General features: G+C 57.7%; 15 protein-coding genes. 4 read left to right on the top strand and 11 right to left on the bottom strand.

All coding sequences use genetic code 11. The features are described from left to right. Positions 1-25: 25 nt before the first annotated feature. Positions 26-1678, bottom strand: a complete 1653-nt coding sequence (locus PQU94_RS08705) for a methyl-accepting chemotaxis protein (RefSeq protein ID WP_272741071.1) — start codon at positions 1676-1678, stop codon at positions 26-28. Positions 1679-1950: 272 nt separating this feature from the next. On the opposite strand from PQU94_RS08705, the gene PQU94_RS08700 reads away from it, so the two are divergent. From PQU94_RS08700 to PQU94_RS08690, 3 genes are all read left to right on the top strand, one after another. Beyond that, entirely contained in the window at positions 1951-4116 is a 2166-nt protein-coding gene (locus tag PQU94_RS08700; RefSeq protein ID WP_272741070.1) for a putative bifunctional diguanylate cyclase/phosphodiesterase, read from the top strand. A 224-nt stretch (positions 4117-4340) separates the two neighbouring features. Then, entirely contained in the window at positions 4341-4739 is a 399-nt protein-coding gene (locus PQU94_RS08695; protein WP_272741069.1) for a hypothetical protein, read from the top strand. Between the two features lie 7 nt (positions 4740-4746). Next, positions 4747-4950 (top strand): hypothetical protein, encoded by a 204-nt coding sequence (locus PQU94_RS08690; RefSeq protein ID WP_272741068.1) that lies wholly within the window; start codon positions 4747-4749, stop codon positions 4948-4950. Between the two features lie 39 nt (positions 4951-4989). Here the strand turns inward: PQU94_RS08690 and PQU94_RS08685 are convergent, their stop codons facing one another. The 4 genes from PQU94_RS08685 to PQU94_RS08670 form a co-directional block, all read right to left on the bottom strand. Beyond that, positions 4990-5376, bottom strand: a complete 387-nt coding sequence (locus tag PQU94_RS08685) for a helix-turn-helix domain-containing protein (RefSeq protein ID WP_272741067.1) — start codon at positions 5374-5376, stop codon at positions 4990-4992. A gap of 81 nt (positions 5377-5457) precedes the next feature. Continuing rightward, on the bottom strand, positions 5458-5895 hold the full coding sequence (locus PQU94_RS08680; protein ID WP_272741066.1) for a hypothetical protein: 438 nt from the start codon (positions 5893-5895) through the stop codon (positions 5458-5460). A gap of 14 nt (positions 5896-5909) precedes the next feature. Then, positions 5910-6269: a hypothetical protein gene (locus tag PQU94_RS08675; protein ID WP_272741065.1), complete on the bottom strand. Its 360-nt coding sequence runs from the start codon at positions 6267-6269 to the stop codon at positions 5910-5912. A 60-nt stretch (positions 6270-6329) separates the two neighbouring features. Further along, positions 6330-7016: a response regulator transcription factor gene (locus PQU94_RS08670; RefSeq protein ID WP_272741064.1), complete on the bottom strand. Its 687-nt coding sequence runs from the start codon at positions 7014-7016 to the stop codon at positions 6330-6332. 581 nt (positions 7017-7597) lie between these two features. Between PQU94_RS08670 and PQU94_RS08665 the strand changes: the two genes are divergently transcribed. After that, positions 7598-8875, top strand: coding sequence for an O-acetylhomoserine aminocarboxypropyltransferase/cysteine synthase family protein (locus tag PQU94_RS08665; protein ID WP_272741063.1), 1278 nt, complete (start codon positions 7598-7600; stop codon positions 8873-8875). A 239-nt stretch (positions 8876-9114) separates the two neighbouring features. On the opposite strand, the gene PQU94_RS08660 is transcribed toward PQU94_RS08665, so the two are convergent. The 6 genes from PQU94_RS08660 to PQU94_RS08635 all read right to left on the bottom strand — a co-directional run bounded on the left by PQU94_RS08660 (position 9115) and on the right by PQU94_RS08635 (position 13723). Next, complete coding sequence (locus PQU94_RS08660) at positions 9115-9396, bottom strand: type II toxin-antitoxin system RelE/ParE family toxin (protein WP_272741062.1); 282 nt, start codon at positions 9394-9396, stop codon at positions 9115-9117. Then, complete coding sequence (locus PQU94_RS08655) at positions 9383-9679, bottom strand: type II toxin-antitoxin system RelB/DinJ family antitoxin (protein ID WP_303651402.1); 297 nt, start codon at positions 9677-9679, stop codon at positions 9383-9385. Before PQU94_RS08655 ends, PQU94_RS08660 begins: the two co-directional genes overlap by 14 nt. 471 nt (positions 9680-10150) lie before the next feature. Then, entirely contained in the window at positions 10151-10816 is a 666-nt protein-coding gene (locus PQU94_RS08650) for a tetratricopeptide repeat protein (protein ID WP_272741061.1), read from the bottom strand. Between the two features lie 18 nt (positions 10817-10834). After that, complete coding sequence (locus PQU94_RS08645) at positions 10835-11590, bottom strand: SDR family NAD(P)-dependent oxidoreductase (RefSeq protein ID WP_272741060.1); 756 nt, start codon at positions 11588-11590, stop codon at positions 10835-10837. Then, on the bottom strand, positions 11580-12263 hold the full coding sequence (locus PQU94_RS08640; RefSeq protein WP_272741059.1) for an iron-containing redox enzyme family protein: 684 nt from the start codon (positions 12261-12263) through the stop codon (positions 11580-11582). Before PQU94_RS08640 ends, PQU94_RS08645 begins: the two co-directional genes overlap by 11 nt. Then, a complete protein-coding gene (locus tag PQU94_RS08635; RefSeq protein ID WP_272741058.1) occupies positions 12260-13723 on the bottom strand; it encodes an AMP-binding protein in 1464 nt (487 codons plus the stop codon). Before PQU94_RS08635 ends, PQU94_RS08640 begins: the two co-directional genes overlap by 4 nt.

Here is a 13723-nt window from a genome sequence, read left to right as displayed (position 1 = left end):
TCCTGGAGCGGCTTTTAGGTTGGACTCAGGCGGCGCGGACGATGTTTTCGGCTTCCGAGGAGGCAATCTGCATGTTGCGCGCCATATCCTGAGACGTGGCGCTTTGTTCTTCGACGGCACCTGCCGTGAACAGGACCTGTTCCTGCACATTGGAAACGGTGGTGCGGATGGCATCGAGCGCATTGACCACGGCGGCAGAGGAGGCGCGCACGCCGGCGATTTCGCCCACAATCTGTTCGGTGGCCCTGCGTGCCTGAGTCGCCAGATTTTTAACCTCGGTCGCCACCACGGCGAAACCGCGCCCGGCTTCGCCGGCACGCGCCGATTCTATGGTGGCGTTCAGCGCCAGGAGATTGATCTGGCTGGTGATATTGCTGATCATCTCGACTATGCCGTCCATCTGCGCTGCCGCAACAGCCAGTTGCCGGGCGCTGTCGTCGGCTTCGTTGACGGACTGATTGGCCTGATCGGCCGCCGCCTTGGTTTGTGACATGGTCTCGGAAATCGACCGGCCCGTGGCCGCCATCTCCTCAACCGCCGCCGACAGGTCCTGCAGCGAGTGGGACAGCTCCGTCGTCCGGTTGAGCGCCATGCGTCGGGCAGTAACGTCGGTCGCAAACTTGACGACCTTATAGGGCCTGCCGTCGACGTCCAAAATCGCATTGTAAGAGGCCTGAATATAGACGGTTCGCCCGCCTTTGGCCTGACGATGAAACTCGCCGGAAATGAAGTCACCCCGCGACAATCTCGCCCAAAACTCGCGGTAGGCTTCAGAACCAGCTGTCACCTCATCGACGAACATTCTGTGGTGCTTGCCCACAATGTCGGGGAGTCCGTAGCCCATCACTTTCAGAAAATTGTCATTCGCCCTGAGAACCGTGCCGTCCAGATCGAATTCAATGACAGCTTGTGCCCTTGAAATGGCGTCGATCTGGCTATGAAAATCCGCCTCCCTCTGAGCTTGCTCGGTGATGTCTGAGGCGAATTTGACAACCTTGAGCGGCCGGCCGTCTATGCCCAGTATGGGGTTATAGGTGGCCTGAAGGATGACCTCACGCCCCTCCTTACTGACGCGCTTGAACTGTGATGAGACGAACTCCCCCGCTTTCAGCCGGTGCCAGAAGTCCACGTAGGCGGGGCTCTTGCGTTCAGATTCCATAACAAAAATCTGATGGGGCCGACCTACTATTTCCTCAAGGCGATAGCCCATCACCTTCAGAAAATTGTCATTGGCCGTTATCACCGTGCCATCAAGAGCGAACTCAATAACCGCCTGAGAGCGAGACATTGCCGCAACCTTACCCTCCAGGTCGAGATCCCGCAGCCTGCGGGCAGTCACATCGGAGGCGATTTTGACAATCTTGTAGGGCTTGCCCGAACGGTCGAGAATGGGGTTATAGACGGCTTCCAGATAGACGTTACGCCCGTCTTTGGTCTGACGCCGGAACTCTCCTTTTTGCGCAACCCCGTGTTTCAGGTCGGCCCAGAATTGCCGATAGGCCGGCTTTTCAACCTCAGCCGGATCGACTAAGGCCGAGTGGTGCTTCCCCAGCAGCTCCGAGATCGAATAGCCCATCAGGTTGAGAAAGTTGGCGTTGGCTGAAAGTACCCGCCCGTCAAGATCAAACTCGATAAGACTTTGACTTAGATTGACTGCGGCAAGTAAGTCATGATTCACCCTGTTTGTCTTTCCGGCTTTTTTTCCAGCAAGCGCTGACCACATTGGCCTGCCTCCCTCTATGCAATGGATTTCATGATCGGCTTCATTGGTTTATCCACAGTAAACGCTCTAAAGACGTGCCCGATCTGACGATCACGTTTCCGAGAGGCGCTAGTTTGAAGAGAGATACCCCTCGGACGGTGCCTTAATCGCTTTTTTATCAGATTGTGAAACAGTGTTACGCGATTGACGGCGTCAGTTGGAAGCGCACCGTCAAGAAGGTGCGTAGGGTGTCGTTTATCCTGAAACTCATATCGGGCTCTTCACGGGCCATTGGCCTGGCCTTGACGGGAGCAACGCTCTTATCACTGGCGCTCTACGGCCTTTTCGTAATGCACGCCCTGCGGTCTGTAGGTGAAGAGGCCAATTCGGTTGAAGAGGCTCGCTCGGTGGAATTGACGCGAGGGGCGGTGGGTGCGGCGGTTCGCGCCGTGGCGAGCGTAACCCTTGATAATGCGCAGTGGGATGAAGCCTACACCCAAACGCAGCGCGATCTTCTGGATGATGCCTGGATTGATCAGACCTGGGGTATCGTCAGTGCTTCGGGCGACAACTACGATGCTGTGTTTCTCGTCGATGAACAGCGGCGCATAGTCAGAGGCTACGTGCAGGGGCAACGGGTGAGCCCATCCGGTAGTGGAACGATAAGCCTGCCGCCTGACTGGGTATCGCGCGAGCTCGGGGCCACACCGCCCGGGGGCGAGGTGAGCGGCGTCGTGAGCCTTCTTGGCCGTCCGGCTGTCGCGGCTATCAGTCTGATTCACCCCGTAAAGCGCGAGGCAGCTCAGGTCGGCCGAAGACGTTACCTTATGTTTGTCCGGTTTTTAACGCCCCAACTCCTCAGGCAGTATACGGATTTGTTCTCCCTGACGAACGTGCGCATCGCAACTGACAGCGCAAGGTCGCCGTCGTTGCCTCTGAAGGACATAAGGAGACGCACTATTGGCTATGTGGAATGGGTTGCCAGAAAGCCGGGAGCAGAAGCGGTAAGCGCGGCTCAGCCTGGAATTACGACCGGATTTATTGCGATGGTGGTCGTGAGCCTTGGACTTCTGTCCGGTATTTTGATTGCGCTCCGCGTCGTTGGTGAAAAGCATAGGCGTATTCAAACGCTCGCCCTGACCGATACCCTCAGCGGCTTGCCGAACAGGGCGGCTTTTTTACAGTCTCTGGGCAGCCTGCTCAACACGAAGGCGCCGGTCACGGTCGTCATGATTGACCTCGATGGATTTAAGGAGGTCAATGACACCTTCGGTCACGACGTCGGTGATCAGCTTATCGTTGCCGTGTCACGGATCCTTCTTTCACATTGCCCCTCCCACAGCCATCTCGCCCGATTGGGTGGTGACGAATTTGCGGTGGCGCTCCCCATTCAGGGTCGCGCTCTTGATGTCGACGCCTGTTTGAATTCGGTCATTGCCACGCTCAAAGCACCACTTGTTGTGAATCAACACGTTGTTCAAGTTGGCGCGAGTTGCGGCATTGCTGTCTCGCAGCCTCCTCACTTCTCTACCGCGGAGCTAATGCGCCGCGCCGATGTGGCGATGTATGCGGCGAAGTCGGCTGGCAAGGGCCAGATGGTGACGTATAGCGTCGAGCTTGATGCCGAGCGTCAGGTTGTCGCGACGCTGACAGAGGAGATGCGATCGGGTCTCATAAACGACGAATTCGAGGTCTTTTACCAGGGTATCTTTAACTCGCGCACGCAGACCTATTCGGGCGTCGAAGCGCTTTTACGCTGGACGCGCCGACCTGCCGGTGCCCTTAGCCCGTCCGTGTTCATCCCAGTGGCAGAGCAGAGTGGACTTATTCATGAACTCGGCCTGTTCGTGTTGCGGCGGGCCATTTCAGACTGGGTCGACTATCCGGATGTCTATGTCAGCGTCAACATCTCACCGTCTCAGTTTAGTGATTTCGCCTTTGAAACCAACGTGCTGTCAATCTTAGAACAGATGGACTTTCCGGCTGAGCGTTTGGAGCTTGAGGTCACTGAGGGCTATCTTATTGATCGTCCGGAGCGTGCAAAAGCCGCCATTGAGACCTTTCAATCAGCCGGTGTTCGCATGGTGCTGGACGATTTTGGCACGGGTTTTACCAGTATCGCCTATCTCCAGGCCTATGGCTTTAACAAGATCAAGCTCGACAAAAGCCTTATCGACGATCTCGTGACGAGCAAAAAGTCCGCTGTTCTTGTTCAGGGCGTGATGTTTCTGGCCAATGGCCTCGCTATGGAGATCACCGCTGAAGGGGTGGAAACAGAAGGACAAGCGAAATTGCTTGAACTTGCTGGTTGCCGTCTGATGCAGGGCTACCTCTACAGCAAACCCGCTCCTGCGGCGGAGATGAAGGCGCAGTTGTCTCAAACTCCGTCCGCAGCGAAAACGGGGACGGGGTAGCGTCCTTTTGGGGTGAGGGCCCATTCCAGTCTTCACAGCGTAATCGCCTGTTTGCCAAGGCCGGATGAGAATGTGCTATTCAAGTCCGACGCACGTCTGATGAGTGGGCAGTCGTAAGCCCACCCTCAATACCGCCATTTTGCGTCTTAAGTGCCGGTCGTGCGACTGACTGTGAAGCCCCCGATACGGGCCCTCGGACAGCGTCGGGCAACACGGCCCCGGTTTTGCGTTCCGCGCTGGAAACCCTGTGCGCGACCAAGACTGAGGGGCCCGTGTCCTGTTCAACCGAAATCGGTGCAAGGGCGGCCGAGCGTCTTGCGAAGAGCTGCCGGAGCGTGTCCCCGGCGACGCATCCGCCCTGCAACGTTGCCAACAGCTTCGCGATCATATCCGATGAGATTGCCCGCAGTTGCGCGCTGTTCGATGAGAAGGACGCGCCGATCGCTGACTGCCAGCCTGATCCCAAAAGTGCGAAAGCGGCTGCGGCGGTCATCCGCCTCTATTATTCGGCCATCAATGCACGTGATTATGGCACGGCCTGGTCGCAGGGGGGCGAGGACGGGCCGCCCAACCAGTCCTTAACCGCGGTTCAGCGCAGGCTTTGCGGAGACGAAGTCGACTAAGGTGACGATGGGGGAATTGCCCGAGGGCGATGCCGGAGCCGGGTCGGTGTTTCAGAGCGTGCCGGTCACTATCGATGCGGTGCTGAAGACCGGAGAGCATCAGCGCTTTAAGGGGAGCTACACGCTTCGCCGCGTCAACGATGTGGACGGGGCCACCCCGGCTCAGCCCCGCTGGCATATCGAGTCGGCGAAGCTGGCGCTGGTCAAATAGTTCGATGAAGAGCCAAGACGCCTGCCACTGAACCCGCTTTTACTCTTTCTGTTCGGCAAGCACAGCCTTGACCACGGAGACGACGCTACGACTCATGGGCGCGCTCAACTGACTGAAATACCTGGAAAGCGTTTGTCCCTCCGAGGTGCGCGTGAAAGCCCAAATACTGGCTTCTGCCTCAGACAGGCCTTCGGGCGCTAAATCATCCAGTCCCTCAAAGAAGTCGGACACCGGCACTTTCAGGAAACACGCCGCGGCATGTAGCCTTGAGGCGCTGATGCGGTTGTGACCGCTTTCGTATTTCTGGACCTGCTGGAAGGTGACCCCTAACGCACTGGCCATATCTGTTTGGGAAAGTCGTTTGGCTTCGCGAAACTCGCGAAGGCGTTTGCCGACGTGGACGTCAATGTAGTGGGGATGAGACATGAACCCGAACGCGACCCCGTATACCTAAAAGCAGAAACCCCAGCTTAGTTTCATTGGCATAAGAACATCAGCCACTACACCTCAGGCGTGTATTTTGGGCGTCTTTCGTAAATATTCTGCTTCCAGCGCGGCGCCGCCCAAGGTCAATGCAACGCCATAGCCACCAAATAAGCCCATAGTCGTCACATAAGCAAAATACCCGACACCCGGCATGACGTCCGCTGTGAGGTGGGTTAAAAAAGTCCCAAACATAAACGCGGTCATGAAAACCGTCCAGATTCTACGCGAGTAGTAAGAGACAGCAAATACGAATGCGGTAACTGCCCCATCCAGAATCGTCGTCATCACCCCAGGATCATGATTTTGCTTTTGAAGTACCGGGGTGATAAACCAGGCGACCCAGATAACGACGGCGGTTGACCGTTCAGCCCAACCGCCTCGCCAGATGGCTAAGCTACCACACACCAACACCGTCAGGTTTGCTGTCCAGACCCAGATCAGATGTAAAAGGGGTAGCATCTCTTCTCCCTATCTTAGCTCGCAGTCACAGCCTCGTTATGACCTTGAGCCGGAATAATTTTATCGCCGGAAGTCCCTGGCTTTGTATCTCCGGCCCCCACGGCCACCGTTGCACAACCCATCTGAGTTTTAACCTTATTGAGGTGACCGTGCACGGTGATGATTTCGCGACGGGCCTGGGCCAGCGCGGTGGCGCTGCTAATGATGCCTTCGACCGCTTCTTGTCCCATCACAGCCGAAAGGCCGCCAGCCATGCGCATGCGCAGGAGGGCCGCGAGCATTTCGCCCGTCTCTGTAAGCGCGCGATCAACTGCCTCTTCGGTCTGAAAGAGACGTTCAGCGCCAGCCAACACCATTTCCGATCGTTTCATCATCAGGTCTCCAGTTAGGGCCGGTCTCTTACCGGCTGGGTTAAACGCCCAGCCGGATAAAGGTTATCCGGTCTGGCCGCTGAGTTCGCGAATGGCCTGGAAAATTCCGATCAGGGCCCCCATCACACCGCAAATGATCAGGACGACGGACAGGGTGAGACCCAGAGTCAGAAGTGTCCATTGAAGGAGGTTGAGCTCTGCGAGCCAGCCATGGAGGCCGTCTCGTCCGTGAGCCAGGCGCAGGCTGAGATCAGGGTAAAGACGAGCTTCTCCGGCGTGGTCTGGTATTCCTGCCGGATCGCCGAAAGCGTCTCGCTGATCAGATGCGCCTTCTCTGGCACTGCCAGATATCTGAGCGCGGTCTCGATGTGCGCCCACTGCATCGTGACTGACTGCGGGCAAGGGGGCGTCGAGGGAAACGAGGGGTTGGTCATCGCTAGCGCCTTCAGGGGAGGGATGACCGGAGGATGAGCGTTCTGGGGCGGTCTGCACTATTCCCGATGACTGATATTCCCGCTCAGGGGGGAGGCCCAGAACGTCCGCGTGGTCACTCAGAAAACGGGCCGCTTCACGTCGGCTGACGCCTCCGAGCTTTTGACGCACAGCGTCAGCATGCGCACGTGCTGTGTGCTCGCTGATGTTCATCAAACGCGCAATTTCTTTATCGCGGTAATGCCGGGCGATGTAGCGCATCACCTCTTTCTGCCGCGGCGTCAGCGACGCCAGCTTTTCCTCAATCTGATCGGTCAATGTTCGCCAGCCCCGCTTGACGCACCCCACGAAAGGTTAATGGAATAGGTGCCGACTGACCAGTTAAGATTATGACAGGTCTGCTTGGGGACGATCATGCCCACCGGTGTGATGGACCGCCGGTCTCCGGACCACGCTGTGCGAGGAAATGAAGGCTGGCATCTCCGGTTTCAATGACGCCCGTACGGCAGCCGCCAATCCATATCGCCTGCGTCAGCCCGAGACGCTCTGAAAGGTCATCCGTCCGCTTCCCCGCAGGTTTCAGGTGCCACCTGATCCTTAAGACGTGGGCGCAGGTATTGGATGCCTTACCGTGCAATCGAATTAGACCGACTATCCTGTGTCGCGAAGATTTCTTCCTTACGCGATCAAAGGTTCGATGGTACGGCTATGCAGTCTGATAAGTTCGCAATAGCAATAGAAAAAATCAATTAATGCCTGTGGCTTAGCCCAAAAAGCCGGTATCGGCCTAAATCTAAAAAAAGCGGCTGAAGACGGTTACGTGCCGCACAGCGATTTAACAAGGGCAGCGAGGGTGCGCTGTCTCAAACCCCTAGGCTTACAATTTACAGAGAGGTACTATGAAACCTGAAACTCTTGCTATCCACCACGGTTATAAGCCGGAAGCGCCGCAGCGTTCGGCAGCTGTCCCTATCTATCAGACTACGTCCTACACCTTCGATGATACTCAGCATGGCGCCGACCTGTTCGATCTGAAGGTCGCGGGCAATATCTATACGCGGATCATGAACCCGACGACTGCTGTTCTGGAACAGCGGGTTGCCGAGCTCGAAGGCGGCGTCGCTGGACTGTGCGTCAGTTCGGGCATGGCGGCGATTACCTATGCGATTGAAGCGATAACAGATGCCGGCGACAACATCGTCTCGGTTAGCCAGCTTTATGGGGGCACCTACAATCTTTTCGTCCATACCTTTCCGCGTCAGGGGATAGAGGTGCGGCTCTTTGATGCCGATGACTTCGATGCCCTTGACAGTTTGATCGATGAAAAGACTAAGGCGGTCTTCATCGAATCCATTGGTAATCCGGCGGGAAACATCGTCGATATTCGCCGCGTCAGTGAGATTGCACATCGCCACGGTGTTCCCGTCATCGTGGATAATACGGTGGCGACGCCGTTTCTTTGCCGGCCTTTCGATTTTGGGGCCGATATTGTTGTGCACTCCCTCACAAAATACATCGGTGGCCACGGTAACGCCATCGGAGGCATCATTGTCGATTCCGGTCGGTTTGACTGGGTGAAAGAAAAGGCCCGCTTCAAGTGTCTGAACGAACCGGACCCGTCTTATCATGGCGTTGTCTACACAGAGGCTCTGGGGCCCGCGGCCTATATCGGTCGCTGCCGGGTTGTCCCGCTGCGGAACAAGGGGGCGGCGTTGTCCCCTCACAATGCGTTCCTTATCCTCTCGGGACTTGAGACTCTTGGGCTGCGCATCGAGAGACATTGTTCCAATGCGCAGGCGGTCGCCGAGTATCTTACCAAGCATCCGGGTGTCGCCTGGGTCAACTACGCCGGCCTCAAAGATAGCCGCTATAAGGCTCTGGCCGAGATATATACGAAAGGTCAGGGGTCGGGCATTGTGTCCTTTGGCCTCAAGGGCGGCCGCGAAGCGGGGGCCCGCTTCATCGACGCCTTGCAACTCATCTACCGACTGGTGAACATCGGGGATGCCAAGTCGCTGGCGTGCCATCCGGCGTCCACGACACACCGTCAGTTGAACGCTGAGGAACTGGCCAAGGCAGGGGTCTCGGAAGATCTTGTGCGGTTGTCGATTGGCATTGAACATGTCGACGACATCATCGCCGACATCGATCAGGCCCTGAACCGCGCGGCTGGGTAACCCGCACAGGTGTTAACGCGGAAAGGACATTCCGTCCCATGGGACGGAATGTCCAATGACCCTTTGTCCCGTTCTCATGTGCCCCTCAAAGCGCTACGTCGGCGTCTAAATGACTTCGGGGCTCCCACTTCATCACTTCAAGACCGCCTTTTGTCAGACACTCCAATCTTTAGCATTTGGCTTAGCGCTTAACAGAGATCGGACCTTCGATGACCGCTCGGCGCTGGAGCGACAAAATTTTAGCTCGCGGGCCATTGCCTTGCGGTATGTAGGACTCTCAAAATTGAAACCTTCTCAGCGTCGAAAGTGTAAATGACAACGTAACTGGAGTGGACCATCATTTCGCGCGTTCCCGGCACTCGGCCTGGTCGAAACAGTTTGGGCCGGGCCTGAAGCTTTGCGATCTTCGTTTCTATGAGATCCTTCAGCCGTTGTGCGGCGTCCGGATTATTATCTGAGATGTCGTCGATTATCGCGAAGAGGTCTGCGCGCGCTGCCGAACGCCATTCAAGCGCCAGCACGACGCTTCCTATCGATAAGAGCTTGGGTTTCGTCCATCACCTGCTGATGATTGATGCCGGAACCTTCTTCCTCAAGAGCTTCATAGACCTTCGCTTTAAACCAGTCATCGTAGGCCTCTTGTGAAGTCATGAGCCCAACTGGCAGGCTGCCGTCTTTTGCGACGCGGGTAAGCAAGATGCGAACAGCATCGGAGATAGTTAGGCCGAAGTCAGCTAGTTTCTCAGCGGCAGCGGCTTTGAGTTCGTCATCAACGCGAACGTGAAGCATTGAAGTCTGGGCCATAATAGCCTCCTCTCGCGCATCAGTATGTATCTCAATTGAGAGACGCGCAACTTATTTAGTGTTTTGCGTATGCGCTCAGGTAATTGGGCCCTTCATGATGTCCGCAATGGGAGCTGGCGGATGAACGTCCGTCGAAGGGCCGCTTCGGGCGCCCTCGAGACTTGTCGCTTAGCTGCTCGCCAGTCGCCCAGCCGAGCGCAGCATGAGGTTGCTGCGCGACTGAGCTATGGTGGTGATGTCTTGTCCGTCTGCCATGTGGGTCTCCGAAGCCAAACGCGGCGGGTGGAGACCCAAGGTGACATCGACAATGCGTGTGCCGACAACCCCGAAATGACAGGCGTAGGGGTGTAGCGTAGTTTTAGATTCATTTGACGGATATTAATCCGTATACTGATGGTATATTTGTCCTGGTTTAGCGTTAAGGAGAGATGCGAAACCAGCCAACGTCACGTTACAATCCATCTGCCACACTCAAAGCTTAGCCTTCGCCCTAGCTAACAGACTGGCGGCCTCAGCGCGGCGACCACGGTCTGCGACGTCTCTGTGAGGTCGGGCGGGCGCATTCAGGGCCTGCGTCAGAACCCTGGCCGCTTTGGCATAGTCACCCTGACGGAAGAGAAAATCACCGTAGAAATAGTTGGGGTCGATGCCGGTCGGGTTGACTGCGACCGCCTTTTCCAGATAGGCCCGGGCCTTGGCCGGATCGCCGAAACCGATGGGAAAGCCCGGAACCTGCGCGTAAAGAGAGCCCAGACTGGTGTAGACAGACCCATCGCCCAGCGCATTCGGGTTCAGCTTTTCGGCCTTTTCCAGCAGGCCTTTCGCCTGCTTGACCAGCCCCAGCGCCCCCATGCCGCCACGCGCACCGGCTTCCGTGCTCAGCGCAATGGCTTCCCAAACAAGCGGTTCAGCGCGGGTAGGGCTTTCGTGGGCCATTTCCCCGGCCTCTACCGCAAGCTTATGGGCTGCCACCGCCTGAGCCGTCTTGTCCGGGATTTCGTAATTGATGTGGGCCCAGTTGAGCGCCAGATGTTCAATTCGGTTGTCGAAGGTGGGTGTTTGCGCCCACGTCTGACCGCTGCATGCCAGCGCATAGAGGAAGAGCCCCTGCAGAAAGGCTTTGAAGATGGGTTTCATGGGAATGTCCTCAGAGGATCAGGAAAACAGGGTGCGGGCTTTGAGGTCGTTGGCGGCCAGAGAGCCATCGACCAGACCGGGGAAGATGCCGTTGATGCGAACGAACAGGCTTTCAGGAAAGCCGAGATAGACGTCCTTTTCTTCGTCACGGATCGCCCGCAGGAGGCGGGCTGCGATCTTTTTCGGATCGTCCATATTCATGTGGGTGAGGCGGGCGAAAGCCATCACCTTTTCGGTGTTCAGGGCCGTTTTTACGGCGCGAGGGGCGACATAGGTGACTTTGATCCCCGTGCCGGTCACTTCGCGCCGCAAGGCCTGCGACAGGCCGCGAAGCCCCGCCTTGGCGCTGGAATAGGTCGCAAAGTGCGCGAAATTGATTGAGCCGAAGATCGACCCGACGTTCACAATCTGTCCGCTGCGCCGGGCCTTCATGCCTGGCAGGACGGCCTGAATGAGGCGCGCCGGTGCCACGACATTGACCATGTAAGACGCGTAGAGATGCGCCGATGACTGGGCTTCGACGGGGCCGAAATGCTGAATGCCGGCCAGATTGATCAGGATGTCCCACTTCGCCCGGTCGATAACGTCCACGATGTTGTCGATGCCCGTCGGCGTGCTCAGATCGCCGCGCAGATAGGTGGTGCCTTCCGGTCCGGTCTGCGCGCGGTCAATGACCGTGACGCGAGCACCGCCGTCAAGCAGGGCGCGCGTAAGCAGGGCGCCGAGGCCGCCGCAGCCGCCGGTGATGAGAACAGATTTATTTTCAAAGGGCATGGGAAATGACCTCCTGAGGTGCGGGGAGGTGAGGGATCGAACGGAACATGTCGGCAAACAGGGTGAAGACACGGCGCGCGACGTGGATGATGGCGTCCTGATCCGCGGGGTTATCGACCTGTCCCATCAACCCTTCGAAGAAGGCCATGTGCGAGAGATCCAGCGATCCATGCGACAGCAGATAAGAGAAGCAGTTGGCCTTCAGCCCGAGAGTGGCCCGTACCGCCTCCGCTCCATGGGTCGCCAGTTGCACCGAGGTCCCTTCCAGCACGAAGACCATGCCGAACATGCCCAGAGGATTGATACGGTGGATATAGTCATAGACGAAGGCGACCATCAGTTCTGTGGCCGCCGAAGGCTGACCGTGGCGCACGGCTTCTGCATCGCCGCCGGCATTGCGGATATCGTTCAAGATCCATTCCTCATGCCCGGTCTCTTCGGCGATATAGTCGTCAAAGGCGGCCATGAACGCGTGATGGCGGCTGTCGAGGCCGGCGCGTGCCGCCTTGAGCAGGGGCACGGTATGTTTGACGTGGTGATAGGCCTCGGTGAGGTAGGCGATGTAGGTCTGCAGACTGATGCGACCGGTCAGGCCGTCGCGGATTTGCTGGACGCCGAACAGGGCTTGCTGTTCGGTCTGAGTTTCACGAATGAGACGTGCATAGAAGGTCATGCCATGTCCTCTGGGGCTGGGGTGAGGTAGTCGGAAAGAATGATGTCGCGGCGCAGTCGGCCATTGGCCGTCAGATGACCTAGGCTGGCATCGAAGGGCGCGACGATCCGCCACGCGCTGATCTGCGCGTAAGGGGGGAGGGAGGCATTGACCTTTGCGATGGCCTCGGCCAACGCCTCCTGATCAGCGTCCCCGCGCGGAACGATCAGCGCCGAAAGGGTGGCCTGCGCCTCTCCAAAAACGAAAGCCTGTGCGATTTGAGGGCTGGCCAGCAGTTCGGCCTCAATCCATTCCGGGGAGACGTTGCGACCATTCGACAGGATCAGCAGGTTTTTCTTGCGGCCGGTAATGCGCAGATAACCGTCGGCCGCCCATGTCCCGAGATCCCCTGTCTTTAGTTCGGCCTCCGCCTCCGGGCCACCGACATAGCCGAGGAAGCTCTGGGTGGCCTGTCGGTGGCGGATATGGATTTCGCCGCCATCGTCTATACGCAGATCGAGATGCGGCAGGGGCTTGCCTACAGTGCCGGTGTGTCCGGCCAGCGGGGGATTGAGTGCCACGACTGACGCACATTCGCTCAGACCGTAGCCTTCATAGACAGGCAGGCCGAGCTGTGCCGCCTGCATCAGCAGGCCGGGGGAAACCTTGGCACCGCCTACCGCCACAAAGCGCAGGGCGGGCAGGCCCAGACCGCTGCGTACGAGGGCAGCCATCAGGAACTGAAGCAGGTCGGGTACCAGGATCAGGCTTGTCACCTGACGGCTGACCAGTGCCGTCAGAAAGGTTTGAGCGTCCGGGGTGCGCGGATTGCCAAAGCCCAGTCTGGCCAGTCCGTTCACATCGTAAACGCCGCCTGCCAGCAGGGTTGTGTAAAGCCCCGCGACATTTTCCAGCAGAACACCGAGCGGCAGGAGGGCCAGATGACGGCCTGCATATTGGGCCCCGATCACGTCGATCAGGCTGAAGGCGACGGCTTCCATCTGCGCAAGCGAGAGACAGACGCCCTTTGGCGTGCCCGTCGAGCCGGAGGTATAGGTGATCTTTGCCGTGCCGGTCGGCAAGGGCCGAGGGGAGAGGTCCAGTATAGAGAGGTCCACCCGTTCACCGGCGATCAGCCTCCCCTCGTCAGGTGGATAGGCGCTTTTAATAATGGCGATGGCGCCCGCATCGTTCAGGGCGTGTCGGGTCTGATCCGGCGAAAAGAAAGGCGGCAGCGGCAGGCACGGCCAGCCGAGTTGAATCAGTGCCAGATCCAGAACCACCCAGGCCGGTCCATTGTCTAGGGCCAGCGCCACCGGGCGCATTTCTTTGTTTTCAATACTGTGGCTAAGCCAGAATGCGGCCTGGTCAATGGCGCTGATCAACTGCTGCAGGCTCAGGCTCTGATCATTGCCGACCAGGGCCAGGCGGTCAGGGGTAAGTGACGCTTGATCTTTCAAATGCAAGAGAATACGCGACAT

It is taken from the genome of Asticcacaulis currens (genome assembly GCF_028550395.1).
In the GTDB taxonomy this organism is placed as follows: Bacteria; Pseudomonadota; Alphaproteobacteria; order Caulobacterales; family Caulobacteraceae; genus Asticcacaulis; species Asticcacaulis currens.
Note: the sequence above shows the minus strand (reverse complement) of the source record. Positions and strands in the feature narration are given on the sequence as shown.